The 24,872-nt window shown below is 69.0% G+C and carries 28 protein-coding genes; all 28 read right to left on the bottom strand.

The window, feature by feature from the left end:
* Positions 1–6: 6 nt before the first annotated feature.
* Positions 7–414, bottom strand: a complete 408-nt coding sequence (gene rpsH, locus ACN27C_RS11990; protein ID WP_013288624.1) for a 30S ribosomal protein S8 — start codon at positions 412–414, stop codon at positions 7–9.
* A 98-nt stretch (positions 415–512) separates the two neighbouring features.
* Positions 513–698 carry a type Z 30S ribosomal protein S14 gene (locus tag ACN27C_RS11985; RefSeq protein WP_007073023.1) on the bottom strand — a complete coding sequence of 62 codons (186 nt, stop codon included), beginning with the start codon at positions 696–698 and terminating at the stop codon, positions 513–515.
* Position 699: 1 nt separating this feature from the next.
* On the bottom strand, positions 700–1,269 hold the full coding sequence (rplE, locus tag ACN27C_RS11980) for a 50S ribosomal protein L5 (RefSeq protein WP_018784556.1): 570 nt from the start codon (positions 1,267–1,269) through the stop codon (positions 700–702).
* Complete coding sequence (gene rplX / locus ACN27C_RS11975; protein ID WP_013288626.1) at positions 1,269–1,589, bottom strand: 50S ribosomal protein L24; 321 nt, start codon at positions 1,587–1,589, stop codon at positions 1,269–1,271. The genes rplE and rplX overlap by 1 nt, the downstream gene beginning before the upstream one ends.
* Entirely contained in the window at positions 1,586–1,954 is a 369-nt protein-coding gene (rplN, locus tag ACN27C_RS11970; protein WP_007073026.1) for a 50S ribosomal protein L14, read from the bottom strand. Before rplN ends, rplX begins: the two co-directional genes overlap by 4 nt.
* Before the next feature lie 98 nt (positions 1,955–2,052).
* On the bottom strand, positions 2,053–2,328 hold the full coding sequence (gene rpsQ, locus ACN27C_RS11965) for a 30S ribosomal protein S17 (RefSeq protein ID WP_013288627.1): 276 nt from the start codon (positions 2,326–2,328) through the stop codon (positions 2,053–2,055).
* The gene (gene rpmC, locus ACN27C_RS11960; protein ID WP_013288628.1) at positions 2,325–2,561 is read right to left on the bottom strand and encodes a 50S ribosomal protein L29; all 237 of its coding nucleotides are present in this window, start codon (positions 2,559–2,561) and stop codon (positions 2,325–2,327) included. The genes rpsQ and rpmC overlap by 4 nt, the downstream gene beginning before the upstream one ends.
* Positions 2,561–2,986, bottom strand: coding sequence for a 50S ribosomal protein L16 (gene rplP, locus ACN27C_RS11955; protein ID WP_007465292.1), 426 nt, complete (start codon positions 2,984–2,986; stop codon positions 2,561–2,563). Before rplP ends, rpmC begins: the two co-directional genes overlap by 1 nt.
* A 3-nt stretch (positions 2,987–2,989) precedes the next feature.
* Positions 2,990–3,862, bottom strand: a complete 873-nt coding sequence (gene rpsC, locus ACN27C_RS11950; RefSeq protein ID WP_047891645.1) for a 30S ribosomal protein S3 — start codon at positions 3,860–3,862, stop codon at positions 2,990–2,992.
* A complete protein-coding gene (gene rplV, locus ACN27C_RS11945; protein WP_013288630.1) occupies positions 3,862–4,311 on the bottom strand; it encodes a 50S ribosomal protein L22 in 450 nt (149 codons plus the stop codon). The genes rpsC and rplV overlap by 1 nt, the downstream gene beginning before the upstream one ends.
* Positions 4,312–4,351: 40 nt before the next feature.
* A complete protein-coding gene (rpsS, locus tag ACN27C_RS11940) occupies positions 4,352–4,633 on the bottom strand; it encodes a 30S ribosomal protein S19 (RefSeq protein ID WP_007073032.1) in 282 nt (93 codons plus the stop codon).
* A 12-nt stretch (positions 4,634–4,645) separates the two neighbouring features.
* Positions 4,646–5,485, bottom strand: a complete 840-nt coding sequence (gene rplB, locus ACN27C_RS11935; RefSeq protein ID WP_013288631.1) for a 50S ribosomal protein L2 — start codon at positions 5,483–5,485, stop codon at positions 4,646–4,648.
* Between the two features lie 12 nt (positions 5,486–5,497).
* Positions 5,498–5,800, bottom strand: coding sequence for a 50S ribosomal protein L23 (gene rplW / locus ACN27C_RS11930; protein ID WP_013288632.1), 303 nt, complete (start codon positions 5,798–5,800; stop codon positions 5,498–5,500).
* Entirely contained in the window at positions 5,797–6,462 is a 666-nt protein-coding gene (gene rplD / locus ACN27C_RS11925) for a 50S ribosomal protein L4 (RefSeq protein ID WP_120573087.1), read from the bottom strand. The genes rplW and rplD overlap by 4 nt, the downstream gene beginning before the upstream one ends.
* The gene (rplC, locus tag ACN27C_RS11920; RefSeq protein ID WP_120573086.1) at positions 6,459–7,124 is read right to left on the bottom strand and encodes a 50S ribosomal protein L3; all 666 of its coding nucleotides are present in this window, start codon (positions 7,122–7,124) and stop codon (positions 6,459–6,461) included. Before rplC ends, rplD begins: the two co-directional genes overlap by 4 nt.
* Positions 7,125–7,135: 11 nt before the next feature.
* A complete protein-coding gene (rpsJ, locus tag ACN27C_RS11915; protein ID WP_007073037.1) occupies positions 7,136–7,444 on the bottom strand; it encodes a 30S ribosomal protein S10 in 309 nt (102 codons plus the stop codon).
* A 355-nt stretch (positions 7,445–7,799) separates the two neighbouring features.
* Positions 7,800–8,993, bottom strand: coding sequence for an elongation factor Tu (gene tuf / locus ACN27C_RS11910; protein ID WP_013288635.1), 1,194 nt, complete (start codon positions 8,991–8,993; stop codon positions 7,800–7,802).
* A gap of 222 nt (positions 8,994–9,215) precedes the next feature.
* A complete protein-coding gene (gene fusA / locus ACN27C_RS11905; RefSeq protein ID WP_013288636.1) occupies positions 9,216–11,312 on the bottom strand; it encodes an elongation factor G in 2,097 nt (698 codons plus the stop codon).
* A 75-nt stretch (positions 11,313–11,387) separates the two neighbouring features.
* Entirely contained in the window at positions 11,388–11,858 is a 471-nt protein-coding gene (gene rpsG / locus ACN27C_RS11900) for a 30S ribosomal protein S7 (protein ID WP_013288637.1), read from the bottom strand.
* Between the two features lies 1 nt (position 11,859).
* Positions 11,860–12,234, bottom strand: a complete 375-nt coding sequence (rpsL, locus tag ACN27C_RS11895) for a 30S ribosomal protein S12 (protein WP_007465318.1) — start codon at positions 12,232–12,234, stop codon at positions 11,860–11,862.
* Between the two features lie 499 nt (positions 12,235–12,733).
* Positions 12,734–13,105, bottom strand: a complete 372-nt coding sequence (locus ACN27C_RS11890) for a hypothetical protein (RefSeq protein ID WP_199733314.1) — start codon at positions 13,103–13,105, stop codon at positions 12,734–12,736.
* Positions 13,106–13,455: 350 nt separating this feature from the next.
* Positions 13,456–13,824: a hypothetical protein gene (locus tag ACN27C_RS11885; RefSeq protein WP_199733312.1), complete on the bottom strand. Its 369-nt coding sequence runs from the start codon at positions 13,822–13,824 to the stop codon at positions 13,456–13,458.
* Positions 13,825–13,937: 113 nt separating this feature from the next.
* Entirely contained in the window at positions 13,938–17,825 is a 3,888-nt protein-coding gene (locus ACN27C_RS11880) for a DNA-directed RNA polymerase subunit beta' (RefSeq protein ID WP_120573084.1), read from the bottom strand.
* 80 nt (positions 17,826–17,905) lie between these two features.
* Positions 17,906–21,337 carry a DNA-directed RNA polymerase subunit beta gene (locus tag ACN27C_RS11875; protein ID WP_120573083.1) on the bottom strand — a complete coding sequence of 1,144 codons (3,432 nt, stop codon included), beginning with the start codon at positions 21,335–21,337 and terminating at the stop codon, positions 17,906–17,908.
* 575 nt (positions 21,338–21,912) lie between these two features.
* A complete protein-coding gene (gene rplL / locus ACN27C_RS11870; protein ID WP_120573082.1) occupies positions 21,913–22,299 on the bottom strand; it encodes a 50S ribosomal protein L7/L12 in 387 nt (128 codons plus the stop codon).
* Between the two features lie 54 nt (positions 22,300–22,353).
* Positions 22,354–22,902 carry a 50S ribosomal protein L10 gene (rplJ, locus tag ACN27C_RS11865; protein ID WP_120573081.1) on the bottom strand — a complete coding sequence of 183 codons (549 nt, stop codon included), beginning with the start codon at positions 22,900–22,902 and terminating at the stop codon, positions 22,354–22,356.
* Between the two features lie 315 nt (positions 22,903–23,217).
* Positions 23,218–23,907 carry a hypothetical protein gene (locus tag ACN27C_RS11860; RefSeq protein WP_422751165.1) on the bottom strand — a complete coding sequence of 230 codons (690 nt, stop codon included), beginning with the start codon at positions 23,905–23,907 and terminating at the stop codon, positions 23,218–23,220.
* Entirely contained in the window at positions 23,904–24,791 is an 888-nt protein-coding gene (locus ACN27C_RS11855; RefSeq protein WP_422751164.1) for an ATP-binding cassette domain-containing protein, read from the bottom strand. The genes ACN27C_RS11860 and ACN27C_RS11855 overlap by 4 nt, the downstream gene beginning before the upstream one ends.
* Positions 24,792–24,872 lie beyond the last annotated feature (81 nt).

The following is a 24,872-nucleotide window of genomic DNA, read 5'->3' as shown; positions in this document are numbered from 1 at the left end:
CTCCCGTTACCAGACGAAGGCGAGGACTTCCCCGCCAACGCTCCGCTTGCGGGCCTGCCGGTCGGTGAGCAGCCCCTGGGACGTCGAAATGATCGCCACGCCCAGCCCGCCGAGCACCCGCGGGAGCCCGTCCGACTTGGCGTACACCCGGAGACCGGGCTTGGACACGCGCTTGATGCCGGCCAGGCTCCGCTCGCGGTTCTGGCCGTACTTCAGCTCGACGACCAGTCGCTTGCCGACGGCGCCCTCCTCGGGCTCCTCGACCGACCAGGTGGCGATGTAACCCTCGGCCTTGAGGACCTCGGCGATGTTCGCCTTGATCTTCGAGTAGGGCATCGTCACCCGGTCGTGGTACGCCTGGTTGGCGTTACGCAGACGCGTGAGCATGTCTGCGATCGGGTCGGTCATCGTCATGAAAACTCGTCAACCTTTCTCGCCGGGGTTCCCCGGGCCAGGCCCGGGGCCTACGGCGAAGAGACAGTTCAGCTGACGCGCCGGAGCGCGCCGGGCTATTACCAGGAAGCCTTGGACACGCCGGGCAGCTCACCGCGGTGGGCCATCTCCCGGATGCACACCCGGCAGAGACCGAACTTGCGGTAGACCGCCTTCGGACGCCCGCACCGCTGGCAGCGGGTGTACGCGCGAACCGAGAACTTCGGCTTCGCGGCCGCCTTGAGGATCAGCGCCTTCTTGGCCATCTCAGTTCTCCTTGAACGGGAAGCCCAGGAGCTTGAGCAGCGCCCGGCCCTCGTCGTCGGTCGTGGCGGTCGTGACCACCGTGATGTCCATGCCCCGCTGGCGATCGATCTTGTCCTGATCGATCTCGTGGAACACCGACTGCTCGGTCAGGCCGAACGTGTAGTTGCCGTGCCCGTCGAGCTTGCGCCCGTCCAGGCCGCGGAAGTCACGGATACGCGGCAGCGCGATCGAGAGCAGCCGGTCCAGGAACTCCCACATCCGGTCGCCGCGAAGGGTGACCTTCGCGCCGATCGGCATGCCCTCGCGGAGCTTGAACTGCGCGATGGACTTGGTGGCCCGCCGGACCTGCGGCTTCTGGCCGGTGATGGTGGCCAGGTCGCGGACGGCCCCGTCGATCAGCTTGGCGTCGCGAGCGGCCTCGCCGACACCCATGTTGACGACGATCTTGACCAGCCGCGGCACCTGCATCGGGTTGGCGAACTCGAACTGCTTCTGCAGCTCGGCCACCACCTCGTTGCGGTACCGCTCCTTGAGGCGCGGCAGGGTCTTGGTTTCGGTAGCCGTGGTCATCAGAGGTCCTTACCGGTGCTACGCGCGATGCGGACCTTCTGGCCGTTGTCGTCGATCCGGTAGCCGACGCGGGTCGGCTTGCCGTCGGAGTCCAGGACCATCACGTTCGAGACGTGGATCGGGGCCTCCTGGGTGACGATGCCACCGGTCTTGGCGCCACGCTGGGTGGTGCTGATACGGGTGTGCTTCTTGACCCGGTTCACGCCCTCGACCAGGACCTTGTCCTGCCGCGGGTAGGCCGCGATGACCTTGCCCTTGGCACCCTTGTCCTTGCCGGCGATGACGACGACCGTGTCGCCCTTCTTGACCTTCACGGTCACAACACCTCCGGCGCGAGAGAGATGATCTTCATGAACCGCTTGTCCCGCAGCTCCCGGCCCACCGGGCCGAAGATACGGGTACCGCGCGGGTCCCCACCGTCCTTGATGATGACGGCGGCGTTCTCGTCGAAGCGGATGTACGACCCGTCCGGCCGCCGCTTCTCCTTGGCGGTCCGAACGACGACGGCCTTGACGACGTCGCCCTTCTTCACACCGGCACCGGGGATCGCGTCCTTGACGGTCGCCACGATGACGTCGCCGATGCTCGCGTAGCGCCGACCGGAGCCGCCGAGCACCCGGATGCACAGGATCTCCCGGGCACCCGTGTTGTCGGCGACGCGCAGTCGCGACTCCTGCTGAATCACGTCTATCTCCTATGTCTGCCGGTTCTCCGGCCGCTCGGGGCGGCCGGAGCCTGGCGGAACCTGCGCCCGACCGAGACCCGGCCGAGCTCGAGCCTTCGCTACTTGGCCTTCTCGAGGATCTCCACGAGCCGCCAGCGCTTGGTGGCGGACAGCGGCCGGGTCTCCATGATCAGGACCCGGTCGCCGATGCCGGCCGAGTTCTGCTCGTCGTGCACCTTCAGCTTGCTCGTACGGCGCATGATCTTGCCGTACAGCGCGTGCTTGACGCGGTCCTCGACCTCGACCACGACGGTCTTGTCCATCTTGTCGCTGACCACGAGGCCCTCGCGGACCTTGCGGCGGGACCGCGCGGGGGCGGTGGTGTTCTCACTCATGATGCAGTCACCTCAGTCGGCGCGGCCGAGAGACCCAGCTCACGCTCACGCATGATCGTGTAGATCCGGGCGATCTCCCGACGGATGACCTGCAGCCGCCGGTTGTTGTCCAGCTGCCCGGTTGCGGCCTGCACGCGGAGGTTGAACAGCTCCGCCTTCGCCTCGCGCAACTTCGTGACCAGCTCCTCCTCGGAGAGCTCACGCAGCTCGGAGGGCTTGACGCCCGCTGCCATCAGGATTCACCCACTTCGCGCGTAACAATGCGGCACTTCATCGGGAGCTTGTGGATCGCGCGACGCATCGCCTCTCGCGCGATCTGCTCGTTGGGGAAGGACATCTCGAAGAGAACCCGCCCCGGCTTCACGTTGGCGACCCACCACTCGGGCGAACCCTTACCGGAACCCATCCGGGTCTCGGCCGGCTTCTTGGTGAGGGCCTGGTCCGGAAAGATCGTGATCCAGACCTTGCCGCCACGCTTGATGTGGCGGGTCATCGCGATACGCGCCGACTCGATCTGGCGGTTGGTCACGTACGCCGGCTCGAGAGCCTGGATCCCGAACTCGCCGAACACCACCCGGTTACCACCCTTGGACGCGCCACTGCGGTCCGGGTGGTGCGGCTTGCGGAAGCCCTTCGGGGGCTTGCGCGGCATCAGCATCTGTCAGCCCTCCTGCTGCGTTTCTGCCGGCTGGGTCGCGGCTGCGGCGACAGCGCTGCTGTCGACCGGCTCACCGGCCGGCGTCTCCGCCTGCTGCGCGATGGTGGTCGCGGCAGCCCGGCCGGCCTCGGTGCCACCGGCGGTCGTACCGGACGAGCCCGAGCGGCCACGGCGCGGCCGGTCCGGCCGGTCGCCACGGTCGCGGCGCGGGCCGCGCGACGGGGCGGCCTCGGCCGGGGCCTCGCGGCCCGGGACGGCGTCGCCCTTGTAGATCCAGACCTTCACGCCGATCCGGCCGAAGGTGGTACGGGCCTCGAAGAAGCCGTACTCGATGTTGGCCCGCAGCGTGTGCAGCGGAACCCGGCCCTCGCGGTAGAACTCGGTCCGGCTCATCTCGGCGCCGCCCAGACGGCCCGAGACCTGAACCCGGATGCCCTTGCAGGCGGGGTTCTTCATCGCGGACTGCATCGCCTTGCGCATGGCCCGACGGAAGCTGACCCGGCTGGACAGCTGCTCGGCGACGCCCTGGGCGACCAGCTGCGCGTCCGACTCGGGGTTCTTCACCTCGATGATGTTCAGCTGGACCTGCTTGCCGGTGAGCTTCTCCAGCTCGCCGCGGATCCGGTCGGCCTCCGCACCCTTACGGCCGATGACGATGCCCGGCCGGGCGGTGTGGATGTCGACGCGGACCCGGTCACGGGTGCGCTCGATGTCGACCTTGGAGATGCCGGCGCGCTCGAGGCCCTTGGACATCATCCGGCGGATCTTGACATCCTCGCCGATGTAGTCCTTGTAGAGCTTGTCCGCGAACCAGCGGGACTTCCAGTCGGTCGAGATGCCGAGCCGGAACCCGGTCGGGTGAACCTTCTGACCCATTACTCGGCACCCTCCGTCGTGCTCTGCTCCTCAGCGGCCGGCTTGGCCGGAGCGGCCTTCTTCGCCGACTTCTTCGGCGTGGCCGCCGCAACCGCCTCGACCGCCACGGTGATGTGGCAGGTGCGCTTGCGGATCCGGTACGCCCGGCCCTGCGCCCGCGGCCGGAACCGCTTCATGGTCGGGCCCTCGTCGACGAACGCCTCACTGACGAGCAGCGCGTCGGGGTCCAGCCGCTCGTTGTTCTCCGCGTTGGCGATCGCGCTCGCGAGCACCTTGTACACCTGCTCGCTCGCAGCCTGCGGCGCGAACTGCAGCACCGTGAGCGCCTCCTTCGCGGGCAGGCCGCGGACGAGGTTGACCACCCGGCGCGCCTTCATCGGCGAGATGCGCACGTGCCGCGCAACCGCCCGCGCGCCCGGAAGCACCGGAGCGTCGCCCTTTCCTGGCATCGCTGTAACCCCTTGTTCCTCTATCCGTATGCCCGCGGCGTCAGCGCCGGCGGCTCTTCCGGTCGTCCTTCTCGTGACCCTTGAACGTGCGGGTCAGCGCGAACTCGCCGAGCTTGTGCCCGACCATGGCCTCGGTCACGAAAACCGGGACGTGCTTGCGTCCGTCGTGCACGGCGATCGTGTGACCCAGCATCTCCGGGATGATCGTCGAGCGCCGCGACCAGGTCTTGATGACGTTCTTCGAGCCCTTGTCGTTCTGCGTCTCCACCTTCTTGAGCAGGTGGTCGTCGACGAACGGGCCCTTCTTCAGGCTGCGAGGCATGTCTTATCTCCCTCAGCCGCGCTTACGCGTGGCGTAGCGGCGGCGGACGATCAGCCGGTCGCTCGGCTGGCCCTTACGACGGGTGCGGCCCTCGGGCTTACCCTGCGGGTTGACCGGGTGGCGACCACCGGAGGTCTTACCCTCACCACCACCGTGCGGGTGGTCGACCGGGTTCATCGCGACACCACGGACGGTCGGGCGCTTGCCCTTCCACCGCATACGGCCGGCCTTACCCCAGTTGATGTTCGACTGGTCGGCGTTGCCGATCTCGCCGATGCTGGCGCGGCAGCGCACGTCCACACGCCGGATCTCACCGGACGGCATACGCAGGGTCGCGTACGCGCCCTCACGGCCGAGCAGCTGGATGCCGACGCCGGCCGAGCGGGCCAGCTTGGCGCCGCCGCCCGGACGCAGCTCCACGTTGTGGATGGTGGTACCGACCGGGATGTTGCGCAGCGGCAGGTTGTTACCCGGCTTGATGTCGGCGCCCGGACCGGACTCGACACGGTCGCCCTGCTTCAGGTCCTTCGGCGCGATGATGTAGCGCTTCTCGCCGTCGGCGTAGTGCAGCAGCGCGATGCGCGCGGTGCGGTTCGGGTCGTACTCGATGTGGGCGACCTTCGCCGGCACGCCGTCCTTGTCGACCCGCTTGAAGTCGATCAGACGGTACTGGCGCTTGTGGCCGCCACCGTGGTGCCGCGTGGTGATCCGGCCGTGGGCGTTGCGTCCGCCCTTCTTCGGCAGCGGAGCCAGCAGCGACTTCTCGGGCGTCGACCGGGTGATCTCGGCGAAGTCGGCAACGCTCGAGCCACGCCGGCCCGGCGTCGTCGGCTTGTACTTACGGATAGCCATTGTCTACACCCCTCAGCTGACCGGGCCGCCGAAGGCCTCGATACGGTCACCGTCAGCCAGCTTCACCATCGCGCGCTTGGTGTCCTTGCGCTTGCCGAACCCGGTACGGGTCCGCTTGCGCTTGCCCTCGCGGTTGAGCGTGTTGACCGTCAGGACGCGGACGTTGAAGATCTGCTGGATAGCGATCTTGATCTCGGTCTTGTTGGCGTCCGGGTGCACCAGGAAGGTGTACCAGTTGCGGTTCAGCTCGCTGTAGCTCTTCTCCGAGACGACCGGCGCGACGATGACGTCACGCGGATCGGCGATCGTGCTCACTTGCCATCCTCCTCGGTGGTCTCGGCGGGAACGCCCAGGAACTCGTCCAGGGCCTCCTTGGTGAAGACCACGTCGTCGGCCACCAGCACGTCGTAGGTGTTGAGCTGGCCGGCCTCGATCAGGTGCACCCGGCTGTCCTGCGTGTTGCGCAGGTTCCGCAGCGACACCCAGTTCAGCTCGTCGGTGCTGCTCAGCACGACCAGGACCCGACGGGCCTGGGTCAGCTTGGTCAGCGTGGCCAGGGCCGCCTTGGTGGACGGCTTCTCACCCGAGACGAACGCCTCGACGACGTGCACCTGGCCGGCGCGGGCCCGGTCGGAGAGGGCGCCACGCAGGGCGGCGGCCTTCATCTTCTTCGGGGTGCGCTGGCTGTAGTCGCGCGGCACCGGGCCGTGGACCACGCCACCGCCGGCGAACTGCGGCGCGCGGGTCGAGCCCTGGCGGGCACGACCGGTGCCCTTCTGCTTGTACGGCTTCTTGCCTCCACCGGAGACCTCGCCGCGGGTCTTCGTCTTGTGCGTACCCTGGCGGGCCGCCGCGAGCTGGGCCACCACGACCTGGTGCATCAGGGCGATGTTGGCCTGCGCGTCGAAGATGTCGGCCGGCAGCTCCACGGAGCCGCTCTTGGCGCCTTCGACGTTGATCACGTCAACGGTGGTCACTTGGCCGCACCGCCCTTCTTCACCTTCGCCTTGGCCGCAGTGCGGACCAGGACCAGCGCGCCCTTCGGGCCCGGGATGGCGCCGCGGACGAGCAGGAGGTTGTTCTCGGTGTCGACCGCCTGGACGGTCAGGTTCTGGACGGTGTAGCGCACGCCACCCATCCGGCCCGCCATCCGGGTGCCCTTGAAGACGCGACCCGGGGTCGCGCAGGCGCCGATCGAGCCGGGCGAGCGGTGCTTGCGCTCGACACCGTGGCTGGCACGCAGACCGTGGAAGCCGTGCCGCTTCATCGGGCCGGCGTAGCCCTTGCCCTTGGTCTTGCCGGTCACGTCGATCACGACGCCGGCCGGGAACTCCTCGACCGTGACCTCCTGGCCCGGCGCGTAGTCCGCGGCGTCGGAGGTGCGCAGCTCGACGATGTGCCGGCGCGGCGCGACGTCCGCCTTGGCGTAGTGGCCGGCTACCGGCTTCTTGACCTTGCGCGGGTCGATGACCCCGTACGCCAGCTGGACCGCGGAGTAGCCGTCCTTGTCGGCGCTACGAACCTGGCTCACGACGCACGGGCCGGCCTGAACCACGGTCACGGGCACAACCTTGTTGTTGTCCCAGACCTGGGTCATGCCGAGCTTGGCGCCCAGGATCCCCTTGACTTGCCTGTCCATTTGTCCGGTCCCTACAGCTTGATCTCGATGTCGACGCCAGCCGGCAGGTCGAGGCGCATGAGCGAGTCGACCGTCTTCGGGGTCGGGTCGATGATGTCGATCAGACGCTTGTGCGTACGCATCTCGAAGTGCTCGCGCGAGTCCTTGTACTTGTGCGGCGAGCGGATGACGCAGAAACGGTTGATCTCCGTGGGCAGCGGCACCGGGCCAGCGACCTGCGCCCCGGTACGCGTCACCGTCTCGACGATCTTCCGAGCCGAGGAGTCGACGACCTCGTGGTCATAGGCCTTGAGCCGGATGCGGATCTTCTGTCCCGCCATGGTGGCTTCTGTTCCTTCTCTCGATGCCGCTGTGTTGCGGGCGCCTGTACCGGCTGGCACAGGCCCACTTCCGCCGACCCCCGCGGTCGGGCGTGTCGCGCCCGTGGGCCAGGCTCCGCCCCGGGACTCCGGAGCGATTCTCTGACCACGCGGTGGGTCATGGCGCCGATCGCGGGGACCGCGACCTGGACGCCGCGCGAGGGTGGTTGACCGCCGATGGCGGCCAACCACCCTACGCGAGACAGTCTGACTCCCGGAGGTCCAGCGTCAACCGGACGCAGGTGACCGACTGTCGTTACGCAACCTGACTAGTATGCCGCACGACCGGCGGCAACGCTAATCGGGGTTACCCAGCTCACTTGATGATCTTGGTGACGCGACCCGCGCCGACCGTACGACCACCCTCGCGGATCGCGAACTTCAGGTTCTCCTCCATGGCGATGGGCTGGATCAGCTTCACCGTCATCGAGGTGTTGTCGCCCGGCATGACCATCTCGGTGCCCTCGGGCAGCGTGACGACGCCGGTGACGTCCGTGGTCCGGAAGTAGAACTGCGGGCGGTAGTTCTGGAAGAACGGGGTGTGCCGGCCGCCCTCCTCCTTGGAGAGGATGTAGACCGTCGCCTCGAACTCCGTGTGCGGGGTCGTGGTGCCCGGCTTGATGACGACCATGCCGCGCTCGACGTCCTCGCGCTTGATGCCGCGCAGCAGCAGACCGACGTTCTCGCCCGCGCGGGCCTCGTCGAGCAGCTTGCGGAACATCTCGATGCCGGTGCAGGTGGTCTTCATCGACTTCTCACGGATGCCGACGATCTCCACCTCCTCGTTCGGCTTGAGGATGCCGCGCTCGGCGCGACCGGTGACCACGGTGCCGCGACCGGTGATGGTGAAGACGTCCTCGATGGGCATGAGGAACGGCTTCTCGGTCTCGCGCTCCGGCTGCGGGATCGCGGTGTCCACGGCGTTCATCAGGTCCAGGAGCTTCCCGGTCCACTCCGGGTCGCCCTCGAGGGCCTTCAGCGCCGAGACCCGGACGACCGGCAGGTCGTCACCCGGGTACTCCTGCGAGGAGAGCAGCTCGCGGACCTCGAGCTCGACGAGCTCCAGGAGCTCCTCGTCGTCGACCATGTCGCTCTTGTTGAGCGCCACGACGATGTACGGCACACCGACCTGACGGGCCAGCAGCACGTGCTCGCGGGTCTGCGGCATCGGGCCGTCGGTCGCCGCCACCACCAGGATCGCGCCGTCCATCTGCGCGGCACCGGTGATCATGTTCTTGATGTAGTCGGCGTGACCGGGGCAGTCGACGTGCGCGTAGTGACGCGCCTCGGTCTGGTACTCGACGTGCGCGATGGAGATCGTGATGCCGCGGGCCTTCTCCTCCGGCGCCTTGTCGATCTCGTCGAACGGCGTGTACGGGTTCAGGTCCGGGTACTGGTCGTGCAGGACCTTGGTGATGGCCGCCGTCAGCGTCGTCTTACCGTGGTCGATGTGACCAATGGTGCCGATGTTGACGTGCGGCTTAGTCCGCTCGAACTTCGCCTTCGCCACTGGTGTCCTCCTGTGGACTTTCTTGGTTCGTTCGCCCGGCGCGCCGTGCGGCGCTTAGGACTCTGTCGACAGCCTTTCCGGCCGGAAGGCCGGAGAGCTTTTGTGGGTTCTGCGGCGATGAAGCCTACAGGCCCGGTCTCACACAATCCGATCGAGGTGGCCGCGGGCGGGAGAACCCTCCCGCGACCGCCCTCGCGTCATCGGGTCAGCCGAGGGTGAGTGTCACTCACCCGTCGCCTTGGCGATGATCTCCTTGGCCACCGAGTTCGGAACCTCGGCGTAGGAGTCGAACTGCATGCTGTAGCTAGCCCGGCCCTGGGTCTTCGACCGCAGGTCGCCGACGTAGCCGAACATCTCCGACAGCGGCACCAGGGCCCGGACGACGCGGGCGCCGCTGCGCTCCTCCATCGCCTGGATGATGCCACGCCGGGAGTTGAGGTCGCCGATGACGTCACCCATGTTCTCCTCAGGAGTGGTGACCTCAACGGCCATCATCGGCTCGAGGAGAGCGGGGTCGGCCTTGCGGGCCGCCTCCTTCATCGCCATCGAGCCGGCGATCTTGAACGCCATTTCCGACGAGTCGACCTCGTGGTACTGGCCGTCCACCAGGGTGAGCTTGACGCCCACCAGGGGGAAGCCGGCGAGGATGCCGTACTGCATGGCGTCCTGCGCGCCCGCGTCCACCGAGGGGATGAACTCCCGGGGGATACGGCCACCGGTCACGGCGTTGGCGAACTCGTACGTCGGGGCGTCGTTGCCCAGCGGCAGCGGCTCCACGCTGATGATCACGCGGGCGTACTGGCCGGAACCACCGGTCTGCTTCTTGTGGGTGTACTCGACCTTCTCCACCTTGCGGCGGATGGTCTCGCGGTACGCCACCTGCGGCTTACCGATGTTCGCCTCGACGTTGAACTCGCGGCGCATCCGGTCGACCAGGATGTCCAGGTGCAGCTCGCCCATGCCGGAGATGACCGTCTGACCGGTCTGGTCGTCCAGCTTGACGCGGAAGGTCGGGTCCTCCTCGGCCAGCCGCTGGATGGCGGTGCTGAGCTTCTCCTGGTCGGCCTTGGTCTTCGGCTCGATGGCCACCTCGATGACCGGCTCCGGGAAGGTCATCGACTCCAGGATGACCGGGTTCGCCGGGTCGCACAGCGTGTCACCGGTGGTGGTCTGCTTCAGACCCTGCACCGCGATGATGTCGCCGGCCTGGGCGGAGCTGCGCTCCTCCCGCTTGTTGGCGTGCATCTGGTAGATCTTGCCGATCCGCTCCTTGCGGTCCTTGGTGGAGTTGATCACCTGAGAACCGGACTCGAGCGTGCCGGAGTAGATCCGGACGTACGTCAGCTTGCCGAGGTGCTTGTCGGTCTGGATCTTGAAGGCCAGGCCGGAGAACGGCTCGGAGACCGAGGGCTTCCGCTGCAGCGGGGTCTCGCCGTCGGTGGCCGTACCCTCGATCGCCGGGATGTCCAGCGGCGAGGGCAGGTACGCGACGACCGCGTCCAGCATCGGCTGGATGCCCTTGTTCTTGAAGGCGGTACCGGTGAGGACCGGGTTGGCCTTGCCGGCGATGGTGGACCGGCGGATGGCGGCCTTGATCTCGTCGACCGAGATCTCCTCGCCCTCGAGGTACTTCTCCATCACCGAGTCGTCGACGTCGGCGAGGGTCTCCATCAGCTTCTCGCGCCACTCGGCGGCCGAGTCGGCGAGGTCGGCCGGGATCTCCTCGACCGCGTAGTCCTCACCCTTCTGGGTCTCGCCGCGCCAGGTCAGCGCACGCATCTCGACCAGGTCGACCACGCCGATGAAGTCGGACTCGGCGCCGATCGGGATCTGGAGGACCAGCGGGGTGGCGTTGAGCCGGTCGATCATCATCTGCACGCAGCGGAAGAAGTCGGCGCCGGTCCGGTCGAGCTTGTTGACGAAGCACATCCGGGGGACGTTGTACTTGTCCGCCTGCCGCCAGACGTTCTCCGTCTGGGGCTCCACGCCGGCCACGCCGTCGTAGACCGCGACCGCACCGTCCAGAACACGCAGCGACCGCTCGACCTCGACCGTGAAGTCGACGTGGCCGGGCGTGTCGATGATCTGGATCGTGTGGCCCTTCCACTCGCACTTGGTGGCGGCGGAAGTGATGGTGATACCGCGCTCCTGCTCCTGCTCCATCCAGTCCATGACGGCGGCGCCCTCGTGGACCTCACCGATCTTGTACGTGATGCCGGTGTAGAACAGGATTCGCTCGGTGGTAGTGGTCTTACCGGCATCGATGTGGGCCATGATGCCGATGTTGCGTACGTTGGCGAGCGCGTCTGCGGCGGCCACTTCAATCCCTACTTATCGTCGTCTCGACACAACTGGTGGCGGTTCCGGCGCCGGTGGGCGCCGGAACCTCAGGTGTTACCAGCGGTAGTGCGCGAAGGCCTTGTTGGACTCGGCCATCTTGTGCGTGTCCTCACGCCGCTTGACGGCGGCGCCGAGGCCGTTGCTCGCGTCCAGCAGCTCGTTCATCAGCCGCTCGACCATGGTCTTCTCACGCCGGGCCCGGGAGTAGGTCACCAGCCAGCGCAGACCGAGCGTGGTCGCACGGGACGGCCGGACCTCGACCGGAACCTGGTAGGTGGCGCCACCGACACGGCGGCTGCGCACCTCGAGGGTCGGCTTGACGTTGTCCATCGCGCGCTTGAGCGTGACGACGGGGTCGGTGCCGGACTTCTCGCGGCAGCCCTCCAGGGCGGCGTACACGATGCGCTCGGCGAGCTGACGCTTGCCGCGCAGCAGGATCTTGTTCACCAGCTGGGTGACCAGGGGCGAGTTGTACACCGGGTCAGCGACCAGCGGCTTCCGCGGAGCGGGTCCCTTACGCGGCATGTCAGCTCTTCTCCTTCTTCGCGCCGTAGCGGCTGCGAGCCTGCTTGCGGTTGCGGACACCCTGGGTGTCCAGCGAACCGCGCACGATCTTGTACCGCACGCCGGGGAGGTCCTTCACACGACCGCCGCGCACGAGCACGATCGAGTGCTCCTGGAGGTTGTGGCCGACGCCCGGGATGTAGGCGGTCACCTCGATCTGGCTGCTGAGCTTGACACGAGCGACCTTGCGCAGCGCCGAGTTCGGCTTCTTCGGGGTGGTGGTGTACACGCGGGTGCACACGCCGCGCCGCTGGGGAGACCCCTTGAGCGCCGGGGTCTTGGTCTTGGTCGTCTTGGCCTGACGGCCCTTTCGGACCAACTGCTGAATGGTGGGCACCGGGTTTCTCCGCTCCCTTCGGCCGCTGCGAGGCGACCGCGCCGTCTGCTCCAGCCGTCCGGATGGGCGGCTCTCTTACATTCCAACCAGGGCCGCCTGACGGCACCCCAGCACCCGCGGTCGGGCGTGTCGCCCGAGTCACGGTTCCGATGCCGGCCGCTGACGCGTCGTACCGGATGTTCTGGTCTTGGTGGTGCGACCGCGCGATCACCGGCTGACCGGTTCCAGCGCACGCACGCATTGCCCGGGCGGGCCCGGGCACAAGGGGAAAGAGTACCTACCACAGCCGCGCCGGTCAAAACGGATGGGTCGGGAAGGACCGCTCCGCGGTCCGCCGCCCGTCTCCGGGTCGCCGATGCGCCAACGATGGGCACCTACAGTGACAAGTGTACCGGCTCGTCCGCCGCGCGACCCGGCGGCCCCGACACCGCCCGGCCTTCGGACACCCGGACATACCGCTCAACCCAGGTCAGCGGCCGCAGGCGGCGCGGCGAGGGCCTCAGGTGATCTGCACCACCAGGGCCAGAGCGAGCCCGATCAGGCCGAACAGCACCCCCACCGCGCCGCAGGAGATGCCCGCGACGGCCAGGCGGCCGCCGGTGAACCGGACCGCGGGCGGCGGCGCCGGCCGCCGGATCTGCCGCCGGGCGAGCAGCCCGGCCACCACCGCGCCGGCACCGATCAGCGCGCCCAGCACGGTGAACGCGCCGGCCGCCCAGGCTCCGCCGACGTTCCGGCCGGCGAGACCCACGCACAACACCAGCAGCGACACCAGGATCGCGGCGATGCCGGCGACGAGCGACCCGATGGCCAGGCCCGAGGTCACCGGCGGCACGTCGAGGTGGACCACACCGAACGGCGTACCCGGCACCGCGTCGACCCGCTTCGGCGGCCGCGGCGCCTCGGCCGGCGGCGGCGGGAACGCCGGACCGGCGTGCGGACCCCAGCCGCCGTGGCCGGGCGCGCTCGCCGGCACCGGCCACCCGCCGCCGTGCGCCGGCGGATTCCCCGGGTACGACACGTACGGCCCCGCCTGGTGCGCCGGCGCGGACGCGGGACCCGGCGGGTACGGCCCGGGGCGGGTCGGGTCGCCTCCCGGCGGAGCCGGTTCCGTCACGGGGTCCTCCTGTCCACACGCGCCCGCCGCGCGACGGACACCGGCCAGGCTACCGTCGCCGATCACCCCCGGGTGGGCGGGCGCGGGCCCGCTCCCCCACCGGGTCAGTCGAAGTTCGGCGCGAAGTCGTGGCCGAACGAGGCGTCCGCGGCACGGACCACACCGATCACCACCGCCGCGACCACGGCGGCGGCGGTCAGCACCAGCCCGGTCCGCGCCATCTGCTCGCCGCGCCGCAGCCAGTCCGCGCCGGTGAGATAACCACCCGAGGCGTACGCCTCCCGGCGCGCCTGCCGGGCCAGCATGAGCGCGATCGTGGCCGGCACCGCGCCGCCGAGGAACAGACCGGTGAGCGCGCCGATCAGCCCGAGCGCGAAGACGGCGCGGGCCTTGGTGGAGCGGACCGGCTCCGGATCGTGCGGATGGCGGTACGCCTGCGGCACGACGGGCGCCTGCCCGGGCACGGTCGTCATGCCCTCCATCATGCCCCGACCCGGCCGTCCATCCCGACGGAAGGACCCGGTCCCGGCACTCCGGACGCGACGAGGCCCCCGGCGGATGCCGGGGGCCTCGTCGTTCCTACTGCTTAGCGGTACGACCCGAAGTCGAAGTCGTCCAGCGGAACCGCCTGGCCGCTGGCCGGCCCGAAGCCGTAGTCGGTCTCCGGGTAGCCGGTCATCGAGTAGACCTTGGCCTTCGCCTCCTCGGTCGGCTCGACCCGGACGTTGCGGTACTTGCTGATGCCCGTACCGGCCGGGATGAGCTTACCGATGATCACGTTCTCCTTGAGGCCGATCAGCGAGTCGCTGCGGGCGTGGATCGCCGCGTCCGTCAGCACCCGGGTGGTCTCCTGGAAGGAGGCCGCCGACAGCCAGGAGTCAGTGGCCAGCGAGGCCTTGGTGATACCCATCAGCACCGGGCGACCGGCGGCGGGCTCGCCACCCTCGCCGACGAGCCGGCGGTTCTCCGACTCGAACAGCGCCCGGTCGACCAGCACACCCGGCAGGAACTCGGTCGAGCCGGAGTCGATGACCGTCACCCGCTTGAGCATCTGGCGGATGATGATCTCGATGTGCTTGTCGTGGATGAGCACACCCTGCGAGCGGTAGACCTCCTGGACCTCCTGGGTCAGGTGGACCTGGACCGCGCGCGGGCCGAGGATGCGCAGCAGCTCGTGCGGGTCGATGGTGCCCTCGGTGAGCTTCTCGCCGACCTCGACGTGGTCGCCGTCGTGCGCCCGGAGCCGGACCCGCTTCGAGATCTTGTCGTAGACGATCTCGTCGCTGCCGTCGTCCGGGATGACCACGATCTTGCGGGACCGCTCGCCGTCCTCGATCCGGATGCGACCGGGGGTGTCGGCGATGGGCGCCTTACCCTTCGGCACCCGGGCCTCGAAGATCTCCTGGACACGGGGCAGACCCTGGGTGATGTCCTCACCCGCGACACCACCGGTGTGGAAGGTACGCATCGTCAGCTGCGTACCCGGCTCACCGATCGACTGGGCGGCGATGATGCCGACCGCCTCGCCGACGTCCACGGTCTTGCCGGTCGGCAGCGAGCGGCCGTAGCACGCACCGCAGACGCCCAGCTTCGACTCGCAGGTGAGCACGCTGCGCACCCGCACCGTCTCGGTCCCGGCGGCGACGATCGCGTCCACCAGGATCGAGTTGATGTCCTGGCCGCGGTGGGCCACCACGGTGCCGTCCGGACCCTTGATGTCGTCGGCGAGCGTCCGGGCGTGCACGCTGGTCTCGGCGTGCTCGTGCACGACCAGCTTGCCGTCGATCCGCTCCCCGATCTGCATCGGGATGGCACGGTCGGTGCCGCAGTCCTCCTCACGGATGATGACGTCCTGCGAGACGTCCACCAGACGCCGGGTCAGGTAACCCGAGTCGGCGGTACGCAGGGCGGTGTCCGCGAGACCCTTACGGGCACCGTGCGTGGAGATGAAGTACTCCAGCACGGACAGACCCTCCCGGTACGAGGCCTTGATCGGCCGCGGGATGATCTCGCCCTTCGGGTTGGCCACCAGACCACGGATCGCCGCGATCTGCCGGAGCTGGAGCAGGTTACCGCGGGCACCCGAGTTGATCATCTTCCACAGCGGGTTCTCCTGCGGCAGCGCGGTGTCCATCTCCTTGGCGACCTCGTTGGTCGCCTTGGTCCAGATCTCGATGAGCTCGCCGCGGCGCTCCTCGGCGGTCATCAGACCACGCTGGTACTGCTTGTCGATCCGGTCGGCTTCCTTCTCGTACCGCTCCAGGATCTCCCGCTTGCGCGGCGGAGCGATGACGTCCTCCATGCCGATGGTGACGCCGGACCAGGTGGCCCAGTGGAAACCGGCCTCCTTGAGCCCGTCCAGGGTGGCCGCCAGGGCCACCTTCGGGAAGCGCTCGGCGAGGTCGTTGACGATCGCGGAGAGCTGGCCCTTGCGGATCTCGTAGTTCACGAAGCGGTAGCCCGGGGGCAGCGTCTCGTTGAACAGGACCCGGCCCAGCGTGGTCTCCACCGTCACCGGCTCGCCCTCGGTCCACCCCTCGGCGGGGGTCCAGGGCTCGGCGCCGGCGCCGTTGTCCACACCGACGACGTCGCGCAGCCGGATCCGGACCGGTGCCTGCAGGTGCAGCTCACCGTTGTCGTACGCCATCCGCGCCTCGGCGTCCGAGCTGAACGCCCGGCCCTCGCCCTTGCCCCCCGGAGTGAGGTGGGTGAGGTGGTACAGACCGATGACCATGTCCTGGGTCGGCATGGTGACCGGCTTGCCGTCGGCCGGCTTGAGGATGTTGTTCGACGACAGCATCAGGATCCGCGCCTCGGCCTGGGCCTCGGCGGACAGCGGCACGTGGACCGCCATCTGGTCACCGTCGAAGTCGGCGTTGAACGCGGTGCAGACCAGCGGGTGGATCTGGATGGCCTTGCCCTCGACCAGCTGCGGCTCGAAGGCCTGGATGCCCAGACGGTGCAGGGTCGGCGCGCGGTTCAGCAGAACCGGGTGCTCGCCGATGACCTCTTCCAGCACGTCCCACACGACCGGCCGCTGCCGCTCGACCATCCGCTTGGCGGACTTGATGTTCTGCGCGTGGTTGAGGTCGACCAGCCGCTTCATCACGAACGGCTTGAACAGCTCCAGCGCCATCTGCTTGGGCAGGCCGCACTGGTGCAGCTTGAGCTTCGGGCCGACCACGATGACCGAACGGCCGGAGTAGTCGACGCGCTTGCCGAGCAGGTTCTGACGGAACCGGCCCTGCTTGCCCTTGAGCATGTCGGACAGCGACTTCAGCGGCCGGTTACCCGGGCCGGTGACCGGACGACCGCGACGGCCGTTGTCGAACAGCGCGTCGACGGCCTCCTGGAGCATCCGCTTCTCGTTGTTGACGATGATCTCGGGCGCGCCGAGGTCGATCAGCCGCTTGAGGCGGTTGTTCCGGTTGATCACACGCCGGTACAGGTCGTTCAGGTCCGAGGTCGCGAAGCGGCCACCGTCGAGCTGCACCATCGGGCGCAGGTCCGGCGGGATGACCGGGACGCAGTCCAGCACCATGCCGAGCGGCGAGTTGCGGGTGTTCTGGAACGCCGCGACGACCTTGAGCCGCTTGAGCGCCCGGATCTTCCGCTGACCCTTGCCGGAGCGGATGGTCTCGCGGAGGTTCTCCGCCTCGGCCTCCAGGTCCATGTTCTGGACCAGGGCCTTGATCGCCTCGGCGCCCATGCTGCCGGTGAAGTACTCACCGAAGCGGTCGCGCAGCTCGCGGTAGAGCAGCTCGTCGGTGACCAGCTGCTTCGGCTCCAGCTTGCGGAAGGTGTCGAGGACCTCGTCGAGGCGGTCGATCTCGCGCTGGGCCCGGTCGCGGATCTGGCGCATCTCGCGCTCTCCGCCCTCCTTGACCTTGCGCCGGACGTCCGCCTTCGCGCCCTCGGCCTCCAGCTCGGCCAGGTCGGCCTCCAGCTTGGCGGCCCGCTTCTCGATCTCCGAGTCGCGGCTGTTCTCGGCCTGCCGCTTCTCGGCCAGGATCTCGTTCTCGATGGTCGAGAGGTCGCGGTGACGCGCTTCGGCGTCCACGCTCGTCACGACGTACGAGGCGAAGTAGATGATCTTTTCGAGGTCCTTCGGGGCGAGGTCCAGCAGGTAGCCCAGCCGGCTCGGCACGCCCTTGAAGTACCAGATGTGGGTCACCGGAGCGGCCAGCTCGATGTGACCCATCCGCTCCCGGCGAACCTTGGAGCGGGTCACCTCGACGCCGCAGCGCTCGCAGATGATGCCCTTGAAGCGGACCCGCTTGTACTTACCGCAGTAGCACTCCCAGTCCCGCTGCGGACCGAAGATCTTCTCGCAGAAGAGCCCGTCCTTCTCCGGCTTGAGGGTGCGGTAGTTGATGGTCTCGGGCTTCTTGACCTCGCCGTGGGACCACTGACGGATGTCGTCAGCGGTGGCGAGGCCGATGCGCAGCTCGTCGAAGAAGTTGACGTCGAGCACTATGTCCCCTATGTCGTCGTCTGTACTGCTAGCTAACGAGTGGGATCCGGGGCAGGGTGACCCTGCCCCGGATCACCACCTCAGACCTCTTCGACCGAGCTCGGCTCGCGCCGGGACAGGTCGATGCCCAGCTCCTCCGCCGCCCGGAACACCTCGTCGTCGGTCTCGCGCATCTCCAGGGCCACACCGTCGCTGGAGAGCACCTCGACGTTGAGGCACAGCGACTGCAGCTCCTTGAGCAGCACCTTGAACGACTCCGGGATGCCCGGCTCGGGGATGTTCTCGCCCTTGACGATCGCCTCGTAGACCTTGACCCGGCCCAGGACGTCGTCGGACTTGATGGTCAGCAGCTCCTGCAGGGCGTAGGCGGCGCCGTACGCCTGCATGGCCCAGCACTCCATCTCACCGAAGCGCTGGCCACCGAACTGCGCCTTACCACCCAGCGGCTGCTGCGTGATCATCGAGTACGGGCCGGTCGACCGGGCGTGGATCTTGTCGTCGACCAGGTGGTTGAGCTTCAGGATGTAGACGTAGCCGACCGCGATCGGGTCCGGCAGCGGCTCGCCGGAGCGACCGTCGAACAGCTGCGCCTTACCCGTGCGGCCGATCAGCTGCTTGCCGTCCCGGTTGGGCAGGGTCGACGCCAGCAGACCGGAGATCTCCTCCTCGCGGGCACCGTCGAAGACCGGAGTGGCCACGTTGGTGTCCGGCTCGGACTCGTGCGCCTCGATCGAGCGGAGCTGACGCTTCCACTCCTCGTCGTCGCCGTCCACGCTCCAGCCGGTCTTGGCCACCCACCCGAGGTGGGTCTCCAGGACCTGGCCGATGTTCATCCGGGACGGCACACCGAGCGGGTTCAGCACGATGTCGACCGGGGTGCCGTCCTCCAGGAACGGCATGTCCTCGATCGGCAGGATCTTGGAGATGACGCCCTTGTTGCCGTGGCGGCCCGCGAGCTTGTCACCGTCCTGGATCTTGCGCTTCTGGGCCACGTAGACCCGCACCAGCTCGTTGACGCCCGGGGGCAGCTCGTCGCCGTCCTCGCGGGAGAAGGTACGCACACCGATGACCGTGCCGGTCTCGCCGTGCGGCACCTTCAGCGAGGTGTCACGGACCTCGCGCGCCTTCTCACCGAAGATCGCGCGGAGCAGCCGCTCCTCGGGGGTCAGCTCGGTCTCGCCCTTCGGCGTGACCTTCCCGACCAGGATGTCGCCGGGGACGACCTCGGCGCCGATCCGGATGATGCCGCGCTCGTCGAGGTCGGCGAGCATCTCCTCGCTGACGTTCGGGATGTCGCGGGTGATCTCCTCCGGGCCCAGCTTGGTGTCCCGGGCGTCGACCTCGTGCTCCTCGATGTGGATCGAGGTGAGCACGTCCTGCTGCACGAGGCGCTGCGACAGGATGATCGCGTCCTCGTAGTTGTGGCCCTCCCAGCACATGAACGCCACCAGCAGGTTGCGTCCGAGCGCCATCTCGCCCTCGTCGGTGCACGGACCGTCGGCGATGACCTGGCCGGCCTCGACGCGGTCGCCCTCGAAGACGACCGGCTTCTGGTTGACGCAGGAGCCGGCGTTGGAGCGGCGGAACTTGTGCAGCAGGTACGTCCGGCGGTGACCGTCGTCCTGGTGGACCGTGATGTAGTCCGCGCAGAGGTCCTCGACCACACCGCCGACCTCGGCCACGACCACGTCGCCGGCGTCCACGGCCGCGCGGTACTCCATGCCCGTACCGACCAGCGGGGCCTCGGCCTTGACCAGCGGCACCGCCTGACGCTGCATGTTCGCGCCCATGAGCGCGCGGTTCGCGTCGTCGTGCTCCAGGAACGGGATCATCGCGGTGGCGACCGAGGTCATCTGCCGCGGCGACACGTCCATGTAGTCCACCGCGCCCGGCGCGACGTCCTCGGTCTCGCCGCCCTTACGGCGGACCAGGACGCGGTCCTCGGCGAAGGTGCCGTCCGACTTCAGCGGGGCGTTGGCCTGCGCCTTGACGAACCGGTCCTCCTCGTCCGCGGTCAGGTAGTCGATCTGGTCGGTGACCCGGCCGTCGATGACCTTCCGGTACGGCGTCTCGATGAAGCCGAACGGGTTGACCCGGGCGAACGTGGACAGCGCGCCGATCAGGCCGATGTTCGGGCCTTCCGGCGTCTCGATCGGGCACATCCGGCCGTAGTGGGACGGGTGCACGTCCCGGACCTCGAAGCCGGCCCGCTCGCGGGAAAGACCACCCGGGCCGAGCGCGCTCAGCCGGCGCCGGTGGGTCAGACCCGCCAGCGGGTTGGTCTGGTCCATGAACTGGGACAGCTGCGACGTACCGAAGAACTCCTTGATCGCCGCCACCACCGGGCGGATGTTGATCAGGGTCTGCGGCGTGATCGCCTCGACGTCCTGGGTGGTCATCCGCTCGCGGACGACCCGCTCCATCCGGGAGAGACCCACCCGGACCTGGTTCTGGATCAGCTCGCCCACGGTACGCAGGCGACGGTTGCCGAAGTGGTCGATGTCGTCGGCCTCGTAGCCCTCCTCACCGGCGTGCAGCCGGCAGAGGTACTCCACGGTCGCGACGATGTCGTCCTCGGTGAGCGTGCCGGTGGTGATCGGCACGTCCAGCTCGAGCTTCTTGTTGAACTTGTAGCGCCCGACCTTGGCGACGTCGTACCGCTTCGGGTTGAAGAAGAGGTTGTCGAGCAGGGTCTGGGCGTTCTCACGGGTCGGCGGCTCGCCAGGGCGGAGCTTCCGGTAGATGTCGAGCAGGGCCTCGTCCTGGCCGGCGATGTGGTCCTTCTCGAGCGTGGTCATCATGAGCTCGGACCAGCCGAACTTCTCACGGATGCGCTCGGCGGACCACCCGATGGCCTTGAGCAGGACGGTGACGGCCTGGCGGCGCTTGCGGTCGATGCGAACGCCGACCGTGTCGCGCTTGTCGATGTCGAACTCCAGCCAGGCACCCCGGCTCGGGATGACCTTGACGCTGGAGAGGTCGCGGTCGGAGGTCTTGTCCGGCTGCTTGTCGAAGTACACGCCCGGCGAGCGGACGAGCTGGCTGACCACGACGCGCTCGGTGCCGTTGATGATGAAGGTGCCCTTCGGCGTCATCATCGGGAAGTCACCCATGAACACCGTCTGGCTCTTGATCTCGCCAGTGGTGTTGTTGGTGAACTCCGCGGTCACGAACAGCGGCGCGCAGTAGGTCAGGTCCTTCTCCTTGCACTCCTCGATCGAGGCCTTGACCTCGTCGAAGCGCGGAGCCGAGAAGGAGAGCGACATGGTGCCGGAGAAGTCCTCAATGGGACTGATCTCGTCGAGGATCTCCGCGAGACCCGAGCGTGCGTGCGGGTCGTCCGCCGACCGGCCCTGCCAAGCCTCGTTGCCGACGAGCCAATCGAAGGACTCGTTCTGAATGGCGAGGAGGTTGGGGACCTCGAGGTGTTCGGTGATCCGACCGAAAGAAACTCGGCGGGGCGCGAATGCGCTCGACGTACGACTGGTCTTCGCAGGGCGGGAAGCTGCCAAGATGCGTCCTTCCGAGGACCGGTGCTGCAGAACGGCTGGTACGCGTGCACTCCAATGACCCCACCAGAAATATCCACAATCGGACATTTCCGAGCAGGGGTCAAGTCGGAAGGCAGCGCAAACTAGCAGTGTAGCCGAGAGGCTAACCGCTGTCCAGCCCACCCCGCAGGTCGTCGCGGAACAAGCCCTGGGACCTCGGAAAACCGGGTCGACCGGGCCGCTCGGAACGCGACGCTCCTGCCGGTCCGCTCGGGTGCCGCGGCGGTGGTGCTGCCGTTGCCTTTACCCGAGAGGCGGCCGTTGCAAGCGCGGAAGGTCTTGCTGATGTTCAGCGTGCCTGGCAGGCCCGTGCCGCGTCAAGGCCCGGTTACCGCTCGGGGTGTCTTTCCCACCGACGGGCTACCGACAGACGTCGCTGACCGGCCGATGAGAGGACGCTGTACGCCCTGCTCACGCCGTCCGCCGGCGGGTGGCACCAACACGGCGGGCGGCGACCCGGTCCCCCGGATCACCGCCCGCCGCGACGCGGTGTGCCCCGGCTCACGTGAGCCGGACGCGCGTCAGGTGGAGCAAGGTCACTTCATGGTGACCTTGGCGCCCTCACCCTCGAGCTTGGCCTTGGCCTTCTCGGCGGTCTCCTTGTTGACCTTCTCCAGGACGGCCTTCGGCGCGGCCTCGACCAGGTCCTTGGCCTCCTTGAGGCCCAGGCCGGTCAGCTCACGCACGACCTTGATGACCTGGATCTTCTTGCCACCGTCGGCGTCGAGGACGACGTCGAACTCGTCCTTCTCCGGCTCGGCCTCGGCGGCCGGGGCACCCGGGCCGGCCGGGCCGGCGACGGCGACCGGAGCGGCGGCGGTGACCTCGAAGGTCTCCTCGAACTGCTTCACGAACTCAGAGAGCTCGATCAGCGTCATCTCCTTGAACGCGTCGAGCAGCTCGTCGGTGCTGAGCTTCGCCATGTCTGGCGTCCTTTCTCGCAATGAAAACTAAGAACGTGGTGCGCCGGGAGGGCCTCAGGCCGCCTCGGCGCCCTCCTGCTCGCGCTTCTTGTCCGCCAGGGCGGCCGCCGCGCGGGCGGCCTTGGAGAGCGGCGCCTGGAACAGGGCCGCGGCCTTGCTCAGGTTGCCCTTCATCGCGCCGGCCAGCTTGGCCAGCAGCACCTCGCGGGACTCCAGGTCGGCGAGCTTCGTGACCTCGGCCGCGGAAATGGCCTTGCCCTCGAAGACACCGCCCTTGATGACGAGCTTCGGGTTGGCCTTCGCGAAGTCGCGAAGCCCCTTCGCCGCCTCGACGACGTCGCCCGAAACGAAAGTCAGCGCGGTAGGACCGGAGAACAGCTCGTCGAGGCCGGAGATGCCCGCATCGGTCGCGGCACGCTTCGCCAGCGTGTTCTTCGCGACCGTGTAGCTGGTCTCCTTGCCGAGCGAGCGCCGCAGCTGGGTGAGCTGCGAAACCGTGAGCCCGCGGTACTCGGTCAGCACGGTCGCTCCCGCGTTGCGGAAGCTCTCGGTCAGCTCGGCGACGGCCGTGGCCTTGTCGGCCCGGATCGGCTTGTCCGCCATGTCCCTCCTCTCTCGTTACTCGGAGCTGGTACGCCGGCGGCGAGCCGAGGCTCGACGACGGCGGCGGAGGCATCACGACAACGAAAAAGCCCCGGCGCAGGGCGCACGGGGCGAGGGCCGGGACACGGGCACAGTCGGCGGACCATGCGTGACACCGAGTTTCGCTTACCGCCCTGCGCGGGTCGCCCGTCGTCGCGGGACCTTCGACCGTGCCGGAGCACGGTGACCAGCGGTCTCTGGGTGGAACTACCGCACCAGGTTACGCGACGTGCGCCGCAGCACCAAATCGCCGGTTGTGCTCCCGGTCACCCGGGTTCACGCCCGGCTGCGCCGCGCCCAGGCGTAGCCGGTCAGCGCCACCGCCGTCCAGACCACCGCCCAGCCGGTGAGCAGCAGACCGGCCCCGGCCGCGACCGGCCCGGTGAGCGCCCGCGCGGTCGCCATCACCGGCGGGACCACCCACGGCGCTACCGAGCCGGAGAGCCCGAGCACCACGACCCCGACCGCGCCGGTCACCAGCACCGCCACCCCGTAGCCGGCGCTGCGGGTCACGGCCCGGCTCGCCAGCGCGCCCAGCGCCACCGCCGCGGGCAGGGCCAGCAGGTGGGCCCAGAGCCCGAGCGCCACCCCCACCAGCACCGGCCGCTCCCCCGGCCCGACTGCCGCGGTGACCCCGCCGAGCGGCCACGGCAGCGCCAGCGCGACGAGCACCACGGCGAGCCCGGCCGCCAGCGCCGCGAGCAGCCCGGCCGCCCGTTCCCGGGCCGGCCCGACCACCACCCGGGCCATCCGGCGCTGCACGTCCGGTTCCACGTCCAGCAGGATCTTGGTCTGCCAGGCCAGCACCGGGAACAGCACCACGGCGGAGACGCCGTAGGCCTCCGCCGGCCGGGCCCGGCCACCGCCGTAGAGGACGCCGAGGACGAGCAGGCCGGCCAGCACCGGTGCCAGCGCCCGTCCGGTACGCAGGAAGCCGGTCAGCCGCAGGCGGACCAGCGCGATCACCGGGCCACCTCCGGCGCCGGCCCGGGTCGGCCGGAGTCCCCGGCCCCGGCGCCGGCCTGGTCCGGGGAACCAGCGGCGGACGCGCCGCCCGACCCGCCGGTGCCCGACGGGCCGGCGGAGGCCGGCACCGGGTGCGTGGCCGGGGGCGCGACGGCGTGTTCGCGTACCCGAAGGATCTGGTGGCCGTCGGCGCGCAGGCGGGCGACGGCGGCGGCCAGCCCGGCGGCCGGCACCGCCAGCTCGACCACGGCGACGGCCGCGCCGCCCGACGACGCCTCCTCGGTCACCGTGCCGTCGGTGACCGACAGGTGCCGGGCGCCGGGGAGCCGGACCGTCTCGCCCCGGTGGTCGCTGACCAGCACCGTGCCGCCGCCGGCCAGCACCTCGCCGATGATCTCGGGGACCGACTCGCGGGCGGTGGCGTCCAGCCCCTCCCACGGCTCGTCGAGCACCAGCAGGCCGGGCGGGCGCAGCAGCGCCTGCGCCAGGCCGACCTTCTGCGCGGTGCCCTTGGACAGCCGCGGCAGGCGGACGTCGTGGAAGCGGGTCAGGCCCAGCCGCTCCACCCAGTGGCGCACCGCCCGGTCGGCGGCGGGGCCGGGCAGGCCGGCGACGCGGCCCATGGCGGACAGGTAGGCCCCGACGGTGAACGGCTGGTCGGCGGGGAAACGCTCCGGCACCCAGCCGACGACCGGCGGCCGGTCGACCACCCGGCCCCGGCTCGGGCGCAGCACCCCGGCGGCGAGCTGGAGCAGAGTGGACTTGCCGGCGCCGTTGCGGCCGAGCACGACCGCGACCTCACCGGGACCGATCGTGACGTCGACCTGTCGCAGCACCCACGGGCCCTGCCTTTGGTAGCGGAGCCAGACGCCGTCGAGCCGCATGCGCCCGAGCGTGCCACACCGGACGAACGAACGGGGCCCCGCCACGACGTGGTGGCGGGGCCCCGTTCGGGAGTACGCGTG

Origin of the sequence: Micromonospora sp. WMMD1219, from assembly GCF_049315215.1 — a bacterium.
Lineage (GTDB): Bacteria > Actinomycetota > Actinomycetes > Mycobacteriales > Micromonosporaceae > Micromonospora > Micromonospora tulbaghiae.
Note: the sequence above shows the minus strand (reverse complement) of the source record. Positions and strands in the feature narration are given on the sequence as shown.

Excerpts from the sequence above, each read along its gene's own strand:
- rpsH (WP_013288624.1), bottom strand. The coding sequence starts at position 414 with ATGACGATGACCGACCCGATCGCAGACATGCTCACGCGTCTGCGTAAC.
- rplB (WP_013288631.1), bottom strand. The coding sequence starts at position 5,485 with ATGGCTATCCGTAAGTACAAGCCGACGACGCCGGGCCGGCGTGGCTCG.
- rplV (WP_013288630.1), bottom strand. The coding sequence starts at position 4,311 with ATGCCAGGAAAGGGCGACGCTCCGGTGCTTCCGGGCGCGCGGGCGGTT.
- rpsG (WP_013288637.1), bottom strand. The coding sequence starts at position 11,858 with ATGCCGCGTAAGGGACCCGCTCCGCGGAAGCCGCTGGTCGCTGACCCG.
- rpsC (WP_047891645.1), bottom strand. The coding sequence starts at position 3,862 with ATGGGTCAGAAGGTTCACCCGACCGGGTTCCGGCTCGGCATCTCGACC.
- ACN27C_RS11885 (WP_199733312.1), bottom strand. The coding sequence starts at position 13,824 with ATGACGACCGTGCCCGGGCAGGCGCCCGTCGTGCCGCAGGCGTACCGC.
- rpmC (WP_013288628.1), bottom strand. The coding sequence starts at position 2,561 with ATGGCAGCGGGCGTCAAGCCCTCCGAGCTGCGTGAGCTCTCCGAGGAG.
- ACN27C_RS11985 (WP_007073023.1), bottom strand. The coding sequence starts at position 698 with ATGGCCAAGAAGGCGCTGATCCTCAAGGCGGCCGCGAAGCCGAAGTTC.
- rpsQ (WP_013288627.1), bottom strand. The coding sequence starts at position 2,328 with ATGAGTGAGAACACCACCGCCCCCGCGCGGTCCCGCCGCAAGGTCCGC.
- rpsS (WP_007073032.1), bottom strand. The coding sequence starts at position 4,633 with ATGCCTCGCAGCCTGAAGAAGGGCCCGTTCGTCGACGACCACCTGCTC.
- rplJ (WP_120573081.1), bottom strand. The coding sequence starts at position 22,902 with ATGGCGGACAAGCCGATCCGGGCCGACAAGGCCACGGCCGTCGCCGAG.
- ACN27C_RS11855 (WP_422751164.1), bottom strand. The coding sequence starts at position 24,791 with ATGCGGCTCGACGGCGTCTGGCTCCGCTACCAAAGGCAGGGCCCGTGG.
- rplC (WP_120573086.1), bottom strand. The coding sequence starts at position 7,124 with ATGGACAGGCAAGTCAAGGGGATCCTGGGCGCCAAGCTCGGCATGACC.
- rplP (WP_007465292.1), bottom strand. The coding sequence starts at position 2,986 with ATGCTGATGCCGCGCAAGCCCCCGAAGGGCTTCCGCAAGCCGCACCAC.
- rpsJ (WP_007073037.1), bottom strand. The coding sequence starts at position 7,444 with ATGGCGGGACAGAAGATCCGCATCCGGCTCAAGGCCTATGACCACGAG.
- rplE (WP_018784556.1), bottom strand. The coding sequence starts at position 1,269 with ATGACCACGGCTACCGAAACCAAGACCCTGCCGCGCCTCAAGGAGCGG.
- rplL (WP_120573082.1), bottom strand. The coding sequence starts at position 22,299 with ATGGCGAAGCTCAGCACCGACGAGCTGCTCGACGCGTTCAAGGAGATG.